This window comes from Streptomyces sp. NPDC001902 (assembly GCF_042891295.1).
Lineage (GTDB): Bacteria > Actinomycetota > Actinomycetes > Streptomycetales > Streptomycetaceae > Actinacidiphila.
This window is the reverse complement of record NZ_JBIATA010000003.1, coordinates 1-18,029: the sequence shown is the minus strand read 5'-3', so window position 1 is coordinate 18,029 and position 18,029 is coordinate 1. Positions and strand designations below refer to the sequence as shown.

Here is an 18,029-nt window from a genome sequence, read left to right as displayed (position 1 = left end):
ACGAGGCGAAGGCGAGCCCGGCCGCGAATCCGTCCGCATAGCCGGACGGCGACCCTCCGGACGTGTCCTCGGGTTCGACCGGAAGGGCGGCGGCCTACCTGGCGCGCAGCGTCTCGGTCCTGTGCGTGGTCCAGTCCGGGGGGTCCTGGCTCCGGGTGGCGTCGGCCTCGGCGATCGCGTTCGTCCTCCGCGTCCGCCGGGGCAACGGCGACGGGCCGCGGCGGCGCACGGCCCCCGCCTCGTCGTCCGCAGCCGTCGGCTCGTCAGGAGAGGCTGCCATCGAATCCTTCCAACATCCGGGGGGTGAGAGGGCTTCACCGCGCGATCCGGAAGCGGAGGCCGCGGCCGGCCGCACGCGCGGCAGGCGACGACGAGGCGCACCGGACCGAGGTGCCGGCGCCCGCACGGCCTTTCCCCGCCGGCGCCCGTCCCGACCCGGGAATCCACCCCGGCCGAACGGCCGCACCACGTCCGGGGCAGGGCAGGGCCGACCCGTCGGCGACAGCCGCTCCCACTATCCCCGAGCGCACCGTCGGTCGATAGAACCCGCGTGCCATCCTGGCGTCGCCGTGGATCAACGACCGACTCGTCGGCGAAACCGCTGACCAGCGCCAACCTCGCGGCGGTGGGCGCACCTTGAGCTCACCTCAGAGATCTGAGGCAATTCCACAAGGCTCTTGTGCACGGGCTCAGCCGTATGTAATTTCACCTCAACGATCGGAGGGTCATGGTCAAGTCCCCGGAGTCATCGACCGCCAAGCAGGACATGGAGGCCGATCACATCGGTGCTCGGCTCAGGCAACGGCGGCTGGCTCTCCGGCTGACGCTGCGGAACGTGGCGGAAGCGGCCGGCCTGTCGGAAGGCTTCGTGTCACAGCTCGAGCGGGGCGTCCACTCGGGAAGCATCGCGACCTTGCAGAAGATCGCGAAGGTGCTGGGGCTCGAGGTGGGTGATCTCTTCACCGCTTCCTGGGACAACAGGCCGGCGGTCACCAGATTCACCGATCAGCAGGGATTCTCCTTCGGGGTCGACGGGCGCAAGCTCCGGCTCACCCCGAAGCACTTCAACCACCTCGAAGCCTTCATCGGGGTATTCGAGGCGGGCGGCTCGACAGGCGTCGAACCGTACAGCCACGGCGACTCGGAGGAACTGCTGCTCGTGATCTCCGGCGAAGTCGAGGTGACGGTCGCCGAGGCCGTCCACCGGTTGTCCGCACTCGATTCGATCACCTACTCGAGCAGCGAACCCCATCGCGTCCGAGAGGTCGGAAACGCAACAGCCACGGTCTTGTGGGCGATAGCACCGCCCAGTTACTGACCTCAACCATCAGCGAGGACACAACATGCGCATCGGCGTCGAATGCGGCGGCACATTTACCGATCTCGTGGTGCTGGACGACAACGGGGTCCTCCGCGCGACCGACAAGGTCTTCTCCACCCCCTCCCATCCTGACCGGGCGGTGACCACCGGTCTGCGGAACCTCGATCCCGCCCTGCGAGACCACGCGGTGCTCCTCCACGGATCGACCGTCGCGACCAACGCGCTGATCGAACGGAAGGGCGCACGGGTCGGGCTCATCGTGACCCGGGGCTTCCGCGACCTGCTGGAGCTGCAGCGCCAGGACCGTTCCAGCATGTACGACCTCGCCTACCGCAAGCCGGCCCCGCTGGTGCCCCGCGAACTGGTCGCGGAGGTGTCGGAGCGCCTCGACCGCTCCGGTGCCGTTCTCCAGCCGCTCGACGAGGACAGCGTGCGTGCCGCGCTCGCGGACCTCACGGAACGCGGGGCCGACGCGGTCGCGGTCAGCCTGCTGCACTCCTACGCCGAACCGGCGCACGAGGAGCGGATCGCGGAGCTGGCCGCGGCGGAGTTCCCCGGCCTGGTGGTGTCCCTCTCCAGCTCCTGCGCACGTGAGTTCCGGGAGTACGAGCGCACCACGACCACGACGATCGACGCGTTCCTGCGCCCCCGCATCCAGCGCTACCTGGCGGATCTGGAAGCTTCGGCCCACGAAGGCGGCGTCGCCGAGCTGCACGTCATGCAGTCGAACGGCGGCATGGTCCCGGCCCGCGCGGCGGCGTCGGCCCCGCTGAGCATGCTGCGGTCCGGGCCGGCGGCCGGCGTGGCCGGCGCCATAGCCGTCGCCGAGAACGCCGGCGTCCGCAACATCGTGACCATGGACATGGGCGGCACCAGCACGGACGTCGCCGTCGTCCACGAGGGACGGACGGAACTCACCACCGAGGTGCTCGCCGACGGGCTTCCGGTCAGGGTGCCGATGGTCGACATCACAGCCGTCGGAGCGGGCGGCGGCAGCCTGGTGGACGTCGACAGCGGTGGTCTGCTGACGGTCGGCCCCCGATCGGCCGGTGCCGACCCGGGACCGGTGTGCTACGGCAGGGGTGGCACCCGGCCCACCGTCACCGACGCCAACGCGGTGCGGGGGCTGCTCCGCCCCGAGACCTTCCTCGGCGGACGCCACACCCTGCACACCTCGGCCGCCCGGGAGGCCCTCGCTCCCCTGGCGGAGCGGCTGGGCCGGACGGTGGAGCAGATCGCCGAGGACGTCTACCTGCTGACGAGCGTGGCAATGGCCGGAGCCATCCGGGTCACCACGACCGAGCGCGGTCACGACGTCAAGTCCTACACCCTTGTCGCCTACGGCGGTGCGGGACCGCTGCACGCCGCAACCGTGGCCGAGGACCTGGGGATGACCCGGGTGATCGTTCCGCCGCACGCCGGCCTGGCGTCGGCCTACGGCCTGCTGACGGCGGGATTCCGCAGGGAGTTCTCCCAGACGTACCTGAGCGACGCGGCCGCACTGGGGGAGGAATGCCTGCGGCCGGTGATGGACGGTCTGCGCGCCACGGCCGAGGAGCAACTCGGGGCCCAGGGTGTCGCCCTGGACGACGCGGGCTTCTCCTTCGCCGCCGACATGCGGTACGGCGGGCAGGGCTTCGAGGTACCGGTCGACCTGCCCGACGGGCCGTCGACGACGGTCGACGGGCTGGTGGGGCACTTCCACAAGGTGCACGCCCGCCGGTACGGCCACGCGGAGAGCGACCGTCCCGTCCAGGTGGTCACGGTGCGGCTCACCGTGACCCGACCGCGGCCGCCACTGGTGCTGCCCCGGGTGGACATCGACGCGGAGCTGCCCGTCAGCACCCACCCGGTCACCGAGAACGGCGCCGTCGTGGACGCCGTCTTCCGCTCCCGGCGCAGCCTGCCGGTCGGCGGCAGGCAGATCGGCCCTGCCGTCATCGAGGACGGCACCTCCACGACGTTCGTCCCGACGGGCTGGTCGGCATCCGTGGACGCCCACACCAACCTCCTCCTGGAACGGAACTGACCATGCATCTCCCCCCCCCCAGCCAGCTGAGCGTCATCAAGACCGGTCTGGATGCCATCGGCCGCGAGATGGCGGTCAACCTGCGCCGATCGGCCATCTCGTCCATCGTCCGTGAGGCACGTGACTTCTCCGTGGCCCTGACCGACGCCAAGGGCGAGGTCGTGGCCCAGGCCGAGTGCATACCGATCATGACCGCGGGCATCGCGCTCGCCCTGCAGGGAATCTCCCGGCGCATCGACCTCGCAGACCTGACGGAGGACGACGCGCTGCTGATGAACGATCCGTACCACGGCGGCCAGCACCTCCAGGACATCTACCTGCTGACCCCCGTCTTCGTCGACGGGGAACTCATCGGCTTCGGTGCCTCGACCGCGCATCACGTCGACATCGGAGGCTCGCACGCCGGACTCTCGGCGCACGCCACGGAGCTGTACCAGGAGGGGCTGCGGCTGCCGCTCTCCCGCTTCTCAATCTCGCGGGACTTCGACGATCCGAACGGCTTCGTCCGCCAGATCATCGCGGCCAACGTACGGGTCCCCGATGCGGTGATCGGGGACCTTCAGGCGCAGTTCGCCGCGAGCGGCACGGCGGCCCGGCGGCTGACCGATCTCGTTCGACGGCACGGCCGGGACGAGGTGCTCCAGGCGATGACGGACGTCAAGGACTACGCGGAGAAGCGGGTCCGTGCGGCCATCGGCCTCATCCCGGACGGCGTCTACCGCGCCGTGGAGACGTTCGACGCCACCCCGTGGGGAGCCGGCCAGGCCCGGGTGGAGGCCGAGGTCACCGTCTCGGGCACCGAGATCTCCGTCGACTTCGGCGGCAGTTCCGAACAGATCCTCGGCAACGTCAACTGCCCGATGGCGTCGACCGTCTCAGCCGTCCAGTCGGCCGTCCGATGCATGCTGGACTCGCCCGACATCGGCTTCAACGAGGGCTGCAACCGTCCGATCACCGTGTCGGCCCCCTACGGCTCCGTACTCAATCCGCGGCCACCGGCCGCCGTACGCGCGCGGCTGACGCCGGCCTCCCGGGTCTTCAACGCGGTCGTCCGGGCGCTCGGACAGGCCTTGCCCGAGCGTGCCGTGGCGACCGGATTCGACACCACCACGGCGATCGCGGTCAGCAAGCGTGGCACCGACGGCTACCAGGTGTCACTGGAGATCCTCGGCGGCGGCTGGGGCGCGTGCGCCGATCACGACGGGCCCGACGCTCTGGACAACCCCATCTCCAACTGCGCCAACGCTCCCGTCGAGGCCCTGGAGACGGACTTCGACCACTTCCGGATCGAGGAGTACGCGCTGGTGGACGACTCCGGTGGGGCCGGCGCCCACAGCGGCGGACGCGGCATCAGCCGCACCTACGTGGCGACCACCGACGGAGTCTCGGTCGCCGGGTACGCGGACCGGCACACGGTCGGAGCCGCCGGGATCAAGGGCGGCGACCAGGGCGGCACGGGCAACTTCACGATCGAGCGGGCCGACGGCAGCGTCGAGGTCCTCGACTGCACGTACCAGGAGATCCTCAACCGCGGAGACAGGATCACCGTCCGCACCGGCGGTGGCGGCGGCTACGGATCGGCTCACTGACGATGGCGCCACCGACGAGAGGTGACTCATGAGCACCAGCGCGACCCACTCGACCACGTCCCCGCTCCGCATAGCCGCCGCCTCGTTCGTGGGCACGGCCATCGAGTGGTACGACTACTTCATCTACGGCACCGCGACGGCACTGGTCTTCAACGACGTGTTCTTCCCCTCGGAAGACCCCCTGGTCGGAAAACTCCTGTCGTTCATGACGCTGGCGGTCGGCTTCTTCGTACGTCCCCTGGGGGCCGTCGTGTTCGGCCACTTCGGTGACCGCTTCGGCAGGAAGAGCACGCTGGTGGTGACGCTCCTGGCGATGGGGAGCGCGACCTTCCTCATCGGCCTGCTGCCCACCTACGCCGCCATCGGCGTGGCGGCCCCGATCCTCCTCATCGTCCTCCGGCTCATGCAGGGCCTCGCGGTCGGCGGCGAATGGGCGGGGGCCGTGCTCATCGCCACGGAGAACGCCCCCGAGCGGAAGAAGACGCTCTACGGTTCCTTCGCACAGCTGGGAAGCCCCGGCGGTCTGCTGCTCGCGACGACCGTCTTCACCGTGCTGAGCACCTCCGTCGGGACGGCGCAACTCCGGGACTGGGCATGGCGCATACCCTTCCTGGCGTCGGCGCTGCTCGTCCCGGTCGGCCTGTACATCCGTGTGAAGGTGTCCGAGACCCGCGAGTACGCCACGGCGGCGGAGCGGCAGGAGCGGGCCCGGGTGCCGTTCTTCCAGGTCCTCAGGAGCGGGTCCCGGCAGGTCCTCATCGGCACGCTCGCCTTCTCCGGGGTCTTCCTCACCTACTACCTGCTCACCTCGTTCGTCCTCAGCTACGCCACGACGACGCTGTCCATGCCGGCCTCGATCGCGCTCCCCGCGAACCTGATCGCGGCCGTCGTCCAGGGAGCCTTCATCTACGGGGGCGTCCTCGCGGCCCGTCGCATCACGGCTCGCCGGGTGGCCGTCATCTCGACGTCCGCGCTGCTCGTCTGGGCGTTCCCGGCCTTCGCGCTGATGCAGACGCGTGAGCCGGCCCTGCTCTACGTGGCGGTGGGCGGGGCGATGGTCTTCATCGGGTCCGGGTACGGCGTACTCGCCGGCGAGGTGGCGGAGTTGTTCGCGCGGGAGGTCCGCTACACGGGAAGCAGCCTCTGCTACCACCTGGCCGCCGCGGTCGGTGGCGGCTTCGGCCCGATGGTCGCCACCTACCTCCTGTCACTGGGCGGTTCCTCCTGGCCCGTCGCGCTCTTCACCGCGGCGGTCTCGCTGCTGACCGCGCTGGCCTGCGTCGCCCTGCCCAAGCGTGAGAGCGCACTGCGTGAGTCCCCCCGGCAGCCGGCCGGGGCCGCCGTCTGAGGCAGCCGGGTCCGGGGCCGGCCCGCTTCGGGCGGGCCGGCCCCGGCGTGCCGGGTCGGGTCCGAGGTTGGCCGGACTCGAATAGCCGTCCGGCCTCCGGGCGAAGGGGAGGGGACACGCCCCCCAGCGCACCGGCCTCCCCGTGGACGGGTGCCACCATGCCCCTGGGTGGCCGGTGTGCGCGCCACCGACGCCGCGGACGACGGGAGCACCGAGCCGATGAACGACACCCCCGAGGCGACGTGGCCGCTGACCGACGCCCAGCCGGGCCAGGTCGTCGTGATCGCCCGGTGGAGCCCCGGGCCCGGCAGCCGCGACACCGTCCTCGCCACGCTCACGGCACTGGTACGGGCCTCCCGGGACGAACCGGGCTGCCTGGGTTACCAGGTCTTCCACCCGGACGGGACCGACGACGGGGACATCGTGCTGGTCGAGCGCTACGAGGACCGGGCGGCCCTCCAGGCCCACCGCGACAGCCCCCACTTCCGCGACCTCGCCCTGGAGCGCGTCATCCCGCTCCTGAGGGACCGTCACGCGGTCGTCACCACCGTCGTGTGAGGCGGCCGAGGAGCTCCCCACGCCAAAAGGTGTGCACGGCGAGGCGAACATGGCACGTCCGTTCTATTCATCACCGCGACGGCCGGGAAAACTGGGGCCTGAAGACTTCGCCCAGGTCGCGGACACCTCGGCCTGCCCTCGGACACGCCCTCGCCGGGCGGCCCCGCGCACCGCGGGACGGTCCGGGCGGGCGCGGGGGCGGCACGGGGCGAGCGGCGCATCACGGGGGTTCCATGAGGTTTCCGAGCGACGTCCTTCCCCTCCTGGAGTCGGCGGAGGCGGAGGAGGTGTTCGAGTTCGAGGGTCTGGTGTCCGGCCAGGACCGCGTCGACCTGGCCATGGCGGCGGCACGGCTCCACGGAGGCGTCTGCCTGTCGGTCGGTGACGACCCCGACAGGTTCTGGAGCAGGGCGCTCGGGTTCGGCTTCGGGACACCGGTCACCGCGGGCCTCGTCGCCGACGTGCTCGACTTCTACACGGCTCACCGGCCCGGCCTGGCCGTTCTCCAGTTCGCGCCCTCCGTGCTGCCGGCGGACTGGGACCGGATCGCCGAGAAGTTCGCGCTGCAGGGCGGCGCGGGAGTGGTCAAGTTCGCCGCTCCGGTGGAGGACGTCATCGCCGCCGGCCGCTCCCTCCGCCTGGGTGACGGCCTGTCCGTGGAGGTCGTACGACCGCAGCACGCCGCGGAGTGGGCACGTACGGTCGCCACCGCGATGGGGATCGGCGGACGGTGCTTCCCGACCGCGGCCGTCGCCACGGCAGGGCATCCCTCATGGCGTCCCTTCGGTGTGAGGGACGGCGAGGGGAAGATCGTCGCGGGAGGCAACCTCCGCATCCACGGCCGGGTGGCCTCCCTCTTCGCGGGAGGGACCCTGCCGCAGGCGCGCAACCTCGGGGCGCAGGGGGCCCTCATCCACGCCCGGGCCCTGGCGGCCCGCGAGGCGGGCTGCGAGTGGCTCGTCGTGGAGACCGGGCCCTCGACCCCGGAAGACCCGAACCCCTCCTACCGGAACATGCTGCGGTACGGCTTCGGGATCGCCTACCAGCGGCCGAGCTGGACCTGGCGACCGACCGGCGCGTAAGGCGGTTCGCGCGGGCCGGCCACGGCGCGGGCGGCCCGCCGCACACGGCGTGGCATCAGGGATGCCCAGAAGGAAGACCATTGAAGGACCAGTTGCGTTATGCCGTCCTGGGGCCGGTCAGGGCATGGCGGGGTGCGGACGAGGTCGACCTGGGACCGCCCCAGCAGCGGGCGGTGCTGGCCGCGCTCCTGCTGGCCGACGGTGCCCAGGTCTCGGCCGGCGAACTGATCGACGCGGTGTGGGGCACGCGGGCGCCCGCTTCGGCGCTGGGCACGTTGCGCACCTACGTGCACCGGCTGCGCCGGGCACTGGACCCCGGCGGGGAGGGCGCGTCCTCCACGATCCAGTCCGTGGGGCGCGGCTACCAGCTCCGCATGCCACAGGACGGACTCGACCTCGGGATCTTCCAGGAGCTGCTCACCCGGACGGAGCGCGCCCTCGACGCGGGGAGCCCGAAGGAGGCGGCCGGGCACGCACGTGCGGCCCTGGCGCTGTGGCAGGGATCCGCCCTGTCGGGAGTCCGGGGCGCGTACGCGGACTCCCAGCGGCACAGGCTCGGTGAGCAACGGCTGTCGGGCGAGGCGATGCTCATGCGGGCCGAGATCGACCTCGGTTCGCACGTGCAGGCGGTCGGCAAGCTCACCGGCCTCGTGAGCGAGCACCCGCTCGACGAGCGGTTCCGGGAGATGCTGATGCTCGCCCTCTACCGGTCGGGACGGCAGGCGGCGGCCCTGGCCACCTACCGGGAGGGACAGGAACTGCTGGCGGAGGAGCTCGGCGTCGACCCCGGCCCGGGCCTCCAGCGGATGTTCCAGCGCGTGCTGCGTGCGGACGGCGACCTCGTCGCCCCGGCGGCCCGGACGGGTACGGCCCAGGCCCGCACGGAACAGGCCCGTACGGAGCAGACCCGTACGGATCAGGTGGACACCGCCCGCGGGCAGGTTCCCACCGCGGCGGCCACGCCGGCCCAATTGCCCGCGGGCCCCGCGACGTTCGTCGGCCGGGAGGCCGAACTGTCGGCCGCGACGGGCCTGCCGGCGGAAAGCGGGGCGGCGGCGGTGAGCGTCGTCACCGGCATGGCGGGCGTCGGGAAGACGGCCTTCGCCGTCCACTGGGCCCGGCAGGTCGCCGACGGCTTCCCCGACGGGCAGATCTACCTCAATCTGCGGGGCTTCGACCACGCGGGTCCTCCGCTCGGCCCGGAACAGGCCCTGCGCACGGTGCTGGACGCCCTGGGTGCCACCGTCGGGAGCGAGCCGCAGGATGTCGACGCGCTGGCGGCCCTGCACCGCACCTGGCTCGCCGGCAAGCGCGTGCTGCTGCTCCTGGACAACGCGCGCGACGCCGCCCAGGTCCGGCCCCTGCTGCCGGGGGCGCCCGGATGCCTGGTGATCGTGACCAGCCGCGACCAGATGGCCGGCCTGGTGGCCGTCGACGGTGCCCGGCCGATCCCCCTGGACGTGCTGTCGGCGTCGGAGGGGCACAGCCTCCTGACACGTCGTCTCGGAGGTACCAGGACGGCGGCCGAGCCCGAGGCGGTCGCGGACATCGTCGCGATGTGCTGCCGACTGCCGCTGGCGCTGGCGATCACCGCCGGCCGTGCGGTGACCCGCCCGGCCATGCCGCTGTCGGTCATCGCGGCGGAACTGCACGGCAGCGCCGGTGACCTCGACGCCTTCCGCAGCGGCGACGCCGCGGCCGACGTCCGCGCCGCCTTCGCCTGCTCCTACCGCGCCCTCGGCGCCGATGCCGCGCGGCTGTTCCGGATGCTCGCGCTCCATCCCGGCCCCGACGCCGGGGCGGGTGCCGCGGCGAGCCTCGGCGGGTTCTCCATGGCGCACACGCGCCGGTTGCTGGACGAACTGCTCCAGGCCCACCTCGTGGACGAGCGCAGCCCCGGCCGGTTCGTCTCGCACGACCTGTTGGGCGCGTACGCATCCGAACTGCTCGACTCGACGGAGACGGAGGACGAGCAGGACGCGGGGCGCCGCAGGCTGCTGGACCACTACCTGCACAGCGCCGGCCACGCGAGGCGGCTCTTCACCTCGGGCCGGGACGACATCGGCATACCCCCGGCGTCGCCGGGCGCGTACGTCGAGGAGTTCGCCCGCGGGGGCGGCGGCGAAGCGGCACGACGATGGTTCGACGCCGAGCACGCCGCGCTGGTCGCCTGCGTCGGCCTGGCCTCCGACCGGTCCTTCGACACGCACGCGTGGCGACTCGCCTGGGCCGTCAGGCCCTACCTGGACCGCCGGTTCGGATGGCACGAGATAGAGGAGACCCACCGGGCGGCCCTGGGCGCCACGCGCCGCCTGGGGGACCTGCTCGCCGAGGCGCACACCCTCCTGGGGCTCGCCCGGGCGACGGCGACGCTCGGCCGCATGGAGGAGGCCCGTGCGCACATGGCGCGCTCGGTGGAGCTGTTCGTCCGCACCGGGGACGCCGCCACCGCCGGGAACGCCTACCGCCAGGCCGGATGGCTGGCCGAGCGCCTGGGCGACGTACGCGGCGCGCTGGACCACGCCTCACGGGCGCTGGAATTGAGCCGAGGAAGCGGCGACGCCGTGACGACGGCACGCTCGCTCAACGCGGTCGGCTGGTACCACGCCCTGCTCGGACAGTACGACCAGGCCCTGGTCCACTGCCGGGAGGCCGTGCCCCTGCACGACGCGGTCGGTGACGTGTGCGGCTCGGCGGACACCCACGACAGCATCGGCTACGCCCACCATCGACTGGGCCAGCACGAGAAGGCCGTGTCCGCCTACCGGGAAGCCCTCTCCCGCTACCGCGCGATCGGCGTCCTGTACGGCAGTGCCGACACCCTCGGCCGGCTCGGCGACACCTACCTGAGCATGGGCCGGCCGGCGGACGCGCGGGACGCCTGGTGCGACGCCCTGGACGTCTTCGACGCGATGGGCCACGGGCGGGGCGACGACATCCGGACCAGGATCAAGGAGTTGGACGGGGGCGGTGAGGTCCCGCCTCCCCGGCCGCCCCCGGGAGCCGCGCCGGGTCGCCCGTGAACGGATCGTCAACGCGACGTCCATGGAACGTGGATGCCCGTTCGGTTGTCTGTCGGTGGCACGGCAGCGCCCCGTGGGCGGTGCGCCCCCGCGTGCCGTGTGCACCTGCTCGTACGAACACAGCAAGGGAAGAAGCAATGTCGCGTTCCTACGCATCGCTCGGCATGGCCGCAGCACTCGGAGGTGTCCTGCTGCTCGCCGGATGCGGTGACCCCGACGGCGGATCCGCGTCCCAGGCTCCCGCCGCACCCGCCGCCGCCTCGCAGGACGCCGGATCCGGCGGTGCCGCGAACGGCGGTACCGGGAACGGCGCCTCCGGCGGCCAGGGGGCCGGGGCGACCAACCCGTCGGGGGGCTACTGGCCCGCCACCGTGCAGCTCGGCCACAACGACGGTCTCGGCAGCACCGTGGTGGACGGTGAGGGCAGGACGCTCTACCGCTTCGACCCGGACTCCGCCCATCCCTCGAAGGCGACCTGCGTCGACGCCTGCGCGGTCACCTGGCCGCCCGTCCTCGTCAACGACGAGATCACCTTCAAGGGGCTGGACAGCACCACGATCTCCGCGGTCACCAGGCCCGACGGCACGCATCAGCTGACCATCGGGGGCTGGCCGGTCTACAAGTTCTCCAAGGACACGGCGGCCGGGGACACCAAGGGCGAGGGCGTCGGCGGCACCTGGTTCGCCGTCGCCCCCGACGGCACGAAGGCCAAGGACAGCAAGGACTGACGGCCGGTCGGGCGCCGGGCCGGACCCCCACCGGCCCGGCGCCCGGAACGCGTGGGACAGGACGGTAACGACGATGACGGCACACGCGACAGGTACGACAGGTATGACAAGTGCGGCAGCTACGGCAGGAAGGGCGGCCGGGGTGATCACCCGGCGGCCACGGCCCCGCCTCACGGCGGGCGCACGCGCCGGCACCCCGGAAGCCCACCGGTGATCCACGAGGTCGACGAGGCGCTGCGGCGCCTGCTGTCCGCGCGGGCGCTGCCCGGCGGGACCGCGGACATCGTCTTCGACGCTCCCACCCGCGCCTGGGCGACCCGGCGCGAGGCTCCCACCGTGAACGCGCACCTCCACGACGTGCGGGAGGAGACGGCCGCTCGGGTGCACGGTGCGGCGGCACTGCGCGATCCCGCCGGCACGTTCACCGCGCATCGGCGACCGCCCCGCTGGTTCCGGCTGTCGTACCTGCTCACGGCGTGGGCCGACCGCGCCGAGGACGAGCACCGGCTCCTTTCCGCTGTCCTGTCCTGCCTGCTCCCCCACGAGTCACTGCCGGCCGGGTACCTCGAAGGAGCTCTGGCGGACCTCGGCCTGACCGTTCCCCTCGTGATCGGTACCCGGCAGGGCGAGCCCCGATCCAGCGCGGACACCCGGTCCGCCCTCGGCGGGGAGCTCAAACCCTCGCTGGAGGTCGTGGTGACCATGCCGGTGGCGGTCCACACGGACCACACGGTGCCGCGGCAGGTCCTGGAGCCGAGGGTGGCGATGGTGCACGACTTCCCCCGGCGGCCGTGAAGGGCGGGGACTCCAGGTGCCCCGGCCCGGCGCGGCGGCGCGGGACGCCGTCCGGGCCGGGCCGCACCGGTCGTCACGCCTGCGGCGGGGCCGAGATCATGGTCAGCTGCTCCTCGGTGCGGAAGCCGGCCGAGGCGTACACGGATTCGCCCATGCTGCTCGCGTAGAGGTACGCGGTGGTGGCACCCGCGGCATGGCCCGCACGCACGATCTCCATGGTGACGGCCCTCCCGTAGCCGCGGCGCCGGTACTCCGGGAGCGTGGAGATGTTGAAGATCCCCGTCAGACCGCCGGACACGGCTCCCAGCCCCGTCCCCACCGGAACGCCGTCCACCTCGGCCAGGTAGCAGGTGAACCCCTCGATGCGGGCTACGGCCGGATCGGCGAACATGCCGAAGAACTCGTACGGTGCCTCGAAGCCTTCCGCCATCACCTCGGCGTACAGGCCGAGTTCGCCGCCGCCCAGCGCGCGGACGGTCAGGGACCCGTCGACGGGCTCCGGCGGCATTCCCTCGGCTGCGTTCCTGATCATGAGCGGTGTGCGGTCGAACCGGGTCAGCCCGTGCCGTGCCGCCACCTCGGTGACCTCGGCTCCGGGTACCCCGCGCACGTAGATGCTCCAGGGGACGTCCCACGGCTCGGAGGCCGCCAGCGCGGCCATCTCTTCCGCGTCCGGTTCCAGCGCCGGGGCGAGGATGCCGTTCAGCGAGGCGACCGGCGCCCCGGTGACGGCCAGCAGGGTGCCGCCCGCACCCCTGCGGGTGCGTCCGGTGGCCGCGCCGGCCAGTCCCTCCACGACGTCGGTGTAGGCGGATGCGACCGGCGCGAGCGGGTCCTGGACTCGGGTCATGACGGACCGACCTTTCTCTGGTCTCTCAAGTAGGCGGCCGGAGTGGCCCCGTAGAACGATTTGAAGTGCCTGATGAAGTGACTGGCGTCCGAGAAGTGCCAACGCGCCGCGATCTCCGACATCCCGGCCGCGCCGCCCACGTTCATGAGCTCGTCGTGCGCCCTCTGCAGCCGCCTCCGCCGGGCGAACGCCATGACGGAGTCGTCCGACGCCGAGAAGCACCGGTGCAGCGTCCGCAGGGACACCCCGACGCTCCGGGCGACCATCGGAGGGGACAGGTCACCGCTCTCCAGGTGCTTCTCTATGACGTTCTTGGCGGCGACCACGACGGCCCTGGGGTGGTCGTCCAGCCCAGGACCGGGGCGCTCCGAGATGATCCGGGAGAACAGGGTGGCCAGGGCGTCCCTGGCCATCCGCTGCGCGGCGACCGAACCCTCCAGTTCGCCGCTGCTCCTCTTGATCGTTTCAAGGAAGTTGACGAAGAACCGGACCTCGGGGACGTCGACGTCCGACACGTACGCGTCGCCGAGCGCCTTGAGCGATCCGAGGCGCGGAACGACGAGGTGCCGCGGGATCGATATGACGTGCGCGGTCGTCGCCGGCGAGCAGGAGAACTCCCAGGAGGACTTGGTGTCGCGTATGCAGATCTGCCCGGGCCTGACCGCATGCCTTTTCTTCCCGCCCAGGAACTCGATCCATCCCGAGGTCACCAGATCGGCCACGATCGGATCACGGTCGTGGTTGTTGCCCGATACCCCGGTCAGCGAATCGCAGTACACCTGCGCGGAGAGCAGGCCGTCGATGAGGTGCCCGTTCGCGGCGAATCGAAAACCGCGGTGAACGGCGGGACGAGGAACGGCCAGGCGTATGAGGTGGGAGAACGGACCCCGCTCCCATTGCGTGAAATGGCGCTCAGAAACTTGTGCCTGTTCGGCCGTGAGGCTCATTCTCTCCCGGTACTTTATCGCGCTGTCGTGAACCGGCCATGGGTTCACCGAGCCCGCCGTCCGCTGACCTTCCACCCGTATCCTCCCGCGATCGCCCCGTCACCCGCCGCAGAACGCGTTGAGCGATCGACGTGAAACCTGAATTGATGTTGTTCACCCCCGATCGGCCACCCGGTCGGCACACCCGCAAAGGGATGCCGAGCACCTCAGCCGATTCCCGAACGATGCGGACGCCGCACCAGGGCGCCCCGTGCCCAAGAGGGCCACAGCGCGCTCCGGCACCTCTGACAAGGTTGTCACCGAGACGGGCCTCATTGCCCGCGAGGTCGTTCACGTCCGGGTGCGCCCGGCGCCGGGAGTGCGCGTCAGCCGACGGCAACACCGCACGGCGGGGGCGGGCACAGCTCGTACGACACGCCACGGGCGCGTCGACGGCTGCTCGTCGGCATTATTTCCGACGGCACCGCTCACCGAATAGCACGACCGTGCCAGATCGGCGTCCGTGTGGAGCGTGGGACCGGCGCTCCGCTTCCATGCGTCACGGCCCCGGACCGCCTGGGGGAGTCCGGCCGCCGGCCCGGTGGCCGGACTCCCCCGGGACGCGCGGGTCAGCGGGCGGGCCGGACCGGGCCGACCTTCAACCCGCCCGCGCCCCGGCCGCTGCACTGCGAGGCCTTCCACGCCACGTTGATCTGGTCCTTCGAACCGGGCGGGAACACGCCGAGGTAGTTGACGCTCCGCAGCGCGCACGCGTCGTCGGAGTACCCGGCCTGCCCGTTCGGCGCCTGCGCGTCGACGACGGCGCGGGCGTCCGGGTCCAGGGTCACCGTGGCGACCGGCGTCCCCGTGGTGCGTTCCGCGGCATTGCCCACCTGCCCGCCGTCACGCCCATGGAAGGACACCCCGGGGAAGCCCGTGAGCGTGCACGCCACCCTGCCCGTGTTCCGGAAGACCAGCTGGAAATGCGTCGTGCCGGCGCCGGAGTCCTTGTCCCCGATGGAAACCGAGAGCTGCGAGGACGCGCACCGCTGTGCTCCGCCCTCACGCCCCGAGCCGGAATCGGCGACGGAATCCTGTCCCGCGGAACGGTCGGACGACCCGGCCTCGGAATCCCGGTCCTCCCCGTCCGAACCGGCGTCGCCCGAATTTCCGCGGGCCGGTGACGTGATCCCGGAGGGCGCCGCCGCGGAGGACGGGGAGGAGCCGGCTCCGGAAGCGTCCTTCGTATCCGGTCCGCACGCCGTCACGGCGAAACCGGCCACGACCAGAGCGAGAACGGGAACGGCTCGGCGGACAGTCGAAACCTGCATCGGAATAACCCCAATTTCTTGACGCCGGCGAGGTCCCTCCCCGCCATGTCCCTCACTCTGACCGTTCACCCGGCACCGGACCAGGCACGCGGGGGCCCTGTGACGACCTCATCCGTGATCGGTTACCGACCGATGACACCGCAGAAATTCCCGGCACCCAAATAGATGCGCATGCACTCAGCCGGTGCCGCCGGCGCGCGGGAAATAGATCCGCCTGCCGGCGCTTCCACGGCGTGCTCGGAAGTCCTTGACGTCCACCATGTGTCCGTTCCGTCGTCTTCGTTCGTGGTGTGCTGTCGCTCTCATCAGTCAACCCGGTGGGTGTTCACACCTCGTCGACTGTGCGTTGACGAATCGTCCTTGGCCGGTTGACGCGGGTCCCGCCCGACCGGGCTTCCCGGCACGGCCGAATGGAAGATCCGCGCCCGGCGATGGAAGGGATGTGCCGAAATCTCAGGGGTGTTGGCCATCGCGTCTGACGCTTTGTCATGCTGATGGCCCGCCGCCCCCTGTGCCTCGCGCATCGCCGTGCCGCGCGGTCCCTGGTGCGTCAACCGCCGTCCGAGGTCGAAGGAGACCGCACACCGTGAACCATCCGCGCGTGTCGTTCCATCAGGTGCGCGTCACCATGGCCGTGCTGAGCCTCGCGCTGTTCGCCCAGACGGCGATCTGGCTCGTGCGCGACGTCGTCGTGCGCGGCCTGCCGGGTGCATGGGCGCTGTGGACGGCCGGTGACGCGCCCGGCCTGTCGGCGACGTCCTCGTTGGACCTCGGCCTGGCGGCGCTGCAACTGGGCGCCGGGCTGGCGACGTTCCATCAGACCCGGGGCGCCGGCGGTCTGCTGGTGACCGCGTGCGCGGTGACGCTCGGCTTCCGGCTGCCCGCGGTCTGGTACTTCCTGCTCGACTCGCCCTCCGACCCGTGGTTCGGCACGCTCAAGGGCGCGTCGGTGAGCGCCGTCGGCGGCACCGCCGCCGTCGCCGTGGTGCTGGCCCTCGTCCTCGGCGGGCTCCTGGTCCTGGCGCGGCAGATGGAGTACGGGGCCTCCGCCGCGGACGCGGTCTCCGGTGGCGGGATCCGCCCGGTGAAGGTCACGGCCACGACCTCCGGCCTGCTGCTGGCGGTGCTCAACGTCTTCTACATCGGCCGGAACGCGGTGACGGCCTTCGAGGTGGGCCCCGGCACGCTCGGCGAATTGCTCGTCGGCAAGGGCACCGGGCGGGCGGTCCTCGGCGTTTCCGCCCCGTACCAGTGGGCCTGCCTGACGGTGCTGTGCGGGGCCGGCATGTTCCTCGCCGCCCGGCGCCGCCCCGTCGCGACCGGCTTCTCCGTGGGTCTGTCGCTGTTCATGATGCCGTCGGCGCTCACGGAGTTGTGGGCGCACGCGGCGGGCACGGTGCCGCAGTCCCTCGTGGACACGTCCCAGAGCCTGCTGGAGTTCGTGGGTTCCGCGGCGGTCGTCGCCCTCGTCGCCGGGGACCTCCGCCGCGACCGCCGGCCGCACCTGCGCACCCTCGCGGACACCGCCCCCTCGGTACCGGCCGGGGCGGCCGAAGCCGGCGACCCCGCACAGCGCACCTAGTCGTCGAGGCGGAGTCCGGCGACCGCGTTGTCGAAGACCGCCCGGTAGGAGCCCCAACGGTCCGACGGAGCGGAGAGGTAGACGGTGAACTCCTTTTCCCCGGGCTGCCCGAAGCCGAGGTCGACGGCCCGGAAGTCCCGGGCCGTCCCCTTGAAGGTGAACTCCCATACGGCGGCGGGCCTCCCGCGCCACCGGGTGCTCTGCATCCGCAGCCGCTCGTAGCCCTCCAGGTCGGGGACCATCTGCTCCTCGACGTCCTCGAAGTGCTGCAGCGGGCTGGGGCCCGCGAAGTCGAGCGCGGCGACCCGCAGGCCCACCAGCCCCGTGGGGTCGACGTAGACGAACTGCCGCCCGCCGTCGCTCACCTGGCGCTTCCAGCCGTCCGGCACGGGGACGGAGAAGCCGCGGTCCCGCTCCTCGACGAGGTGGTAACCGTCCGAAACGGGGGGCGGTGCGTACGAGGGTGCCGCCGACGCGGAAGGGCCGGCCGCGGCGGAGGCGGAGGGCGTGCCCGGCGTGGTCACCGCGGGCGGGGACGAGGGCGAGGTCGCCGTGCCGTGGTGCCGGTCGCCGAAGTGCGGCACGGCGTACACGACCCCGCCCGCGAGGACGGGCACCAGGGCGGCGGAGGTCCACAACGGGGCGCGGCGGCGCCGGGGGCGCGGCAAGCGGACGGGCGCGGTCGTGGTGCCGTTGCTCCGGGGGCGCACGCCAGGGGCCTGCCCGACCGGGGATGCGAGGCCGTCCCGCGACACGTTCGCGGTCTCGGTCTCGGTCTCGGTCTCGGCGGCGCCCGCCCGCAGCATCCGCTCGGCCTCCGCCGCCGACAGACGCCGCTCCGGCTCCCGCACCAGCAACCCCGCGATG

At 72.0% G+C, this 18,029-nt stretch carries 15 protein-coding genes; 10 read left to right on the top strand and 5 right to left on the bottom strand.

Features of this window, described 5'->3' with window-relative positions; genetic code table 11:
- Positions 1-94: 94 nt before the first annotated feature.
- Positions 95-280, bottom strand: a complete 186-nt coding sequence (locus ACFYYN_RS06380; RefSeq protein ID WP_500544882.1) for a hypothetical protein — start codon at positions 278-280, stop codon at positions 95-97.
- A gap of 447 nt (positions 281-727) precedes the next feature.
- Here ACFYYN_RS06380 and ACFYYN_RS06375 point away from each other — a divergent pair, with 447 nt between their 5' ends.
- The 9 genes from ACFYYN_RS06375 to ACFYYN_RS06335 all read left to right on the top strand — a co-directional run bounded on the left by ACFYYN_RS06375 (position 728) and on the right by ACFYYN_RS06335 (position 12,473).
- Entirely contained in the window at positions 728-1,318 is a 591-nt protein-coding gene (locus tag ACFYYN_RS06375) for a helix-turn-helix domain-containing protein (RefSeq protein WP_500329017.1), read from the top strand.
- A 25-nt stretch (positions 1,319-1,343) separates the two neighbouring features.
- Complete coding sequence (locus tag ACFYYN_RS06370; protein WP_500359775.1) at positions 1,344-3,350, top strand: hydantoinase/oxoprolinase family protein; 2,007 nt, start codon at positions 1,344-1,346, stop codon at positions 3,348-3,350.
- A 2-nt stretch (positions 3,351-3,352) separates the two neighbouring features.
- Positions 3,353-4,939 carry a hydantoinase B/oxoprolinase family protein gene (locus tag ACFYYN_RS06365; RefSeq protein WP_500544881.1) on the top strand — a complete coding sequence of 529 codons (1,587 nt, stop codon included), beginning with the start codon at positions 3,353-3,355 and terminating at the stop codon, positions 4,937-4,939.
- A gap of 28 nt (positions 4,940-4,967) precedes the next feature.
- A complete protein-coding gene (locus ACFYYN_RS06360; RefSeq protein WP_500544880.1) occupies positions 4,968-6,287 on the top strand; it encodes an MFS transporter in 1,320 nt (439 codons plus the stop codon).
- A 168-nt stretch (positions 6,288-6,455) separates the two neighbouring features.
- Positions 6,456-6,845, top strand: coding sequence for a putative quinol monooxygenase (locus ACFYYN_RS06355; RefSeq protein ID WP_500544879.1), 390 nt, complete (start codon positions 6,456-6,458; stop codon positions 6,843-6,845).
- Positions 6,846-7,078: 233 nt separating this feature from the next.
- Positions 7,079-7,927, top strand: coding sequence for a GNAT family N-acetyltransferase (locus tag ACFYYN_RS06350; RefSeq protein ID WP_500544877.1), 849 nt, complete (start codon positions 7,079-7,081; stop codon positions 7,925-7,927).
- An 80-nt stretch (positions 7,928-8,007) separates the two neighbouring features.
- A complete protein-coding gene (locus ACFYYN_RS06345; RefSeq protein WP_500544876.1) occupies positions 8,008-10,950 on the top strand; it encodes an AfsR/SARP family transcriptional regulator in 2,943 nt (980 codons plus the stop codon).
- Between the two features lie 137 nt (positions 10,951-11,087).
- Entirely contained in the window at positions 11,088-11,678 is a 591-nt protein-coding gene (locus ACFYYN_RS06340) for a hypothetical protein (RefSeq protein ID WP_500544875.1), read from the top strand.
- Between the two features lie 210 nt (positions 11,679-11,888).
- The gene (locus ACFYYN_RS06335) at positions 11,889-12,473 is read left to right on the top strand and encodes a Pvc16 family protein (RefSeq protein WP_500544874.1); all 585 of its coding nucleotides are present in this window, start codon (positions 11,889-11,891) and stop codon (positions 12,471-12,473) included.
- A gap of 73 nt (positions 12,474-12,546) precedes the next feature.
- Here ACFYYN_RS06335 and ACFYYN_RS06330 read toward each other — a convergent pair whose 3' ends face one another.
- The 3 genes from ACFYYN_RS06330 to ACFYYN_RS06320 form a co-directional block, all read right to left on the bottom strand.
- Positions 12,547-13,323, bottom strand: a complete 777-nt coding sequence (locus ACFYYN_RS06330; protein WP_500544873.1) for a GNAT family N-acetyltransferase — start codon at positions 13,321-13,323, stop codon at positions 12,547-12,549.
- Positions 13,320-14,270, bottom strand: coding sequence for a helix-turn-helix domain-containing protein (locus tag ACFYYN_RS06325; protein ID WP_500544872.1), 951 nt, complete (start codon positions 14,268-14,270; stop codon positions 13,320-13,322). Before ACFYYN_RS06325 ends, ACFYYN_RS06330 begins: the two co-directional genes overlap by 4 nt.
- Before the next feature lie 608 nt (positions 14,271-14,878).
- Positions 14,879-15,532 carry a DUF4232 domain-containing protein gene (locus ACFYYN_RS06320; protein ID WP_500544871.1) on the bottom strand — a complete coding sequence of 218 codons (654 nt, stop codon included), beginning with the start codon at positions 15,530-15,532 and terminating at the stop codon, positions 14,879-14,881.
- 649 nt (positions 15,533-16,181) lie between these two features.
- Between ACFYYN_RS06320 and ACFYYN_RS06315 the strand changes: the two genes are divergently transcribed.
- Positions 16,182-17,162, top strand: a complete 981-nt coding sequence (locus tag ACFYYN_RS06315; protein WP_500544870.1) for a hypothetical protein — start codon at positions 16,182-16,184, stop codon at positions 17,160-17,162.
- Here ACFYYN_RS06315 and ACFYYN_RS06310 read toward each other — a convergent pair.
- On the bottom strand, positions 17,159-18,029 hold an 871-nt coding region (locus ACFYYN_RS06310; protein ID WP_500544869.1), incomplete at its 5' end, for a serine/threonine kinase C-terminal domain-containing protein. The genes ACFYYN_RS06315 and ACFYYN_RS06310 overlap by 4 nt on opposite strands.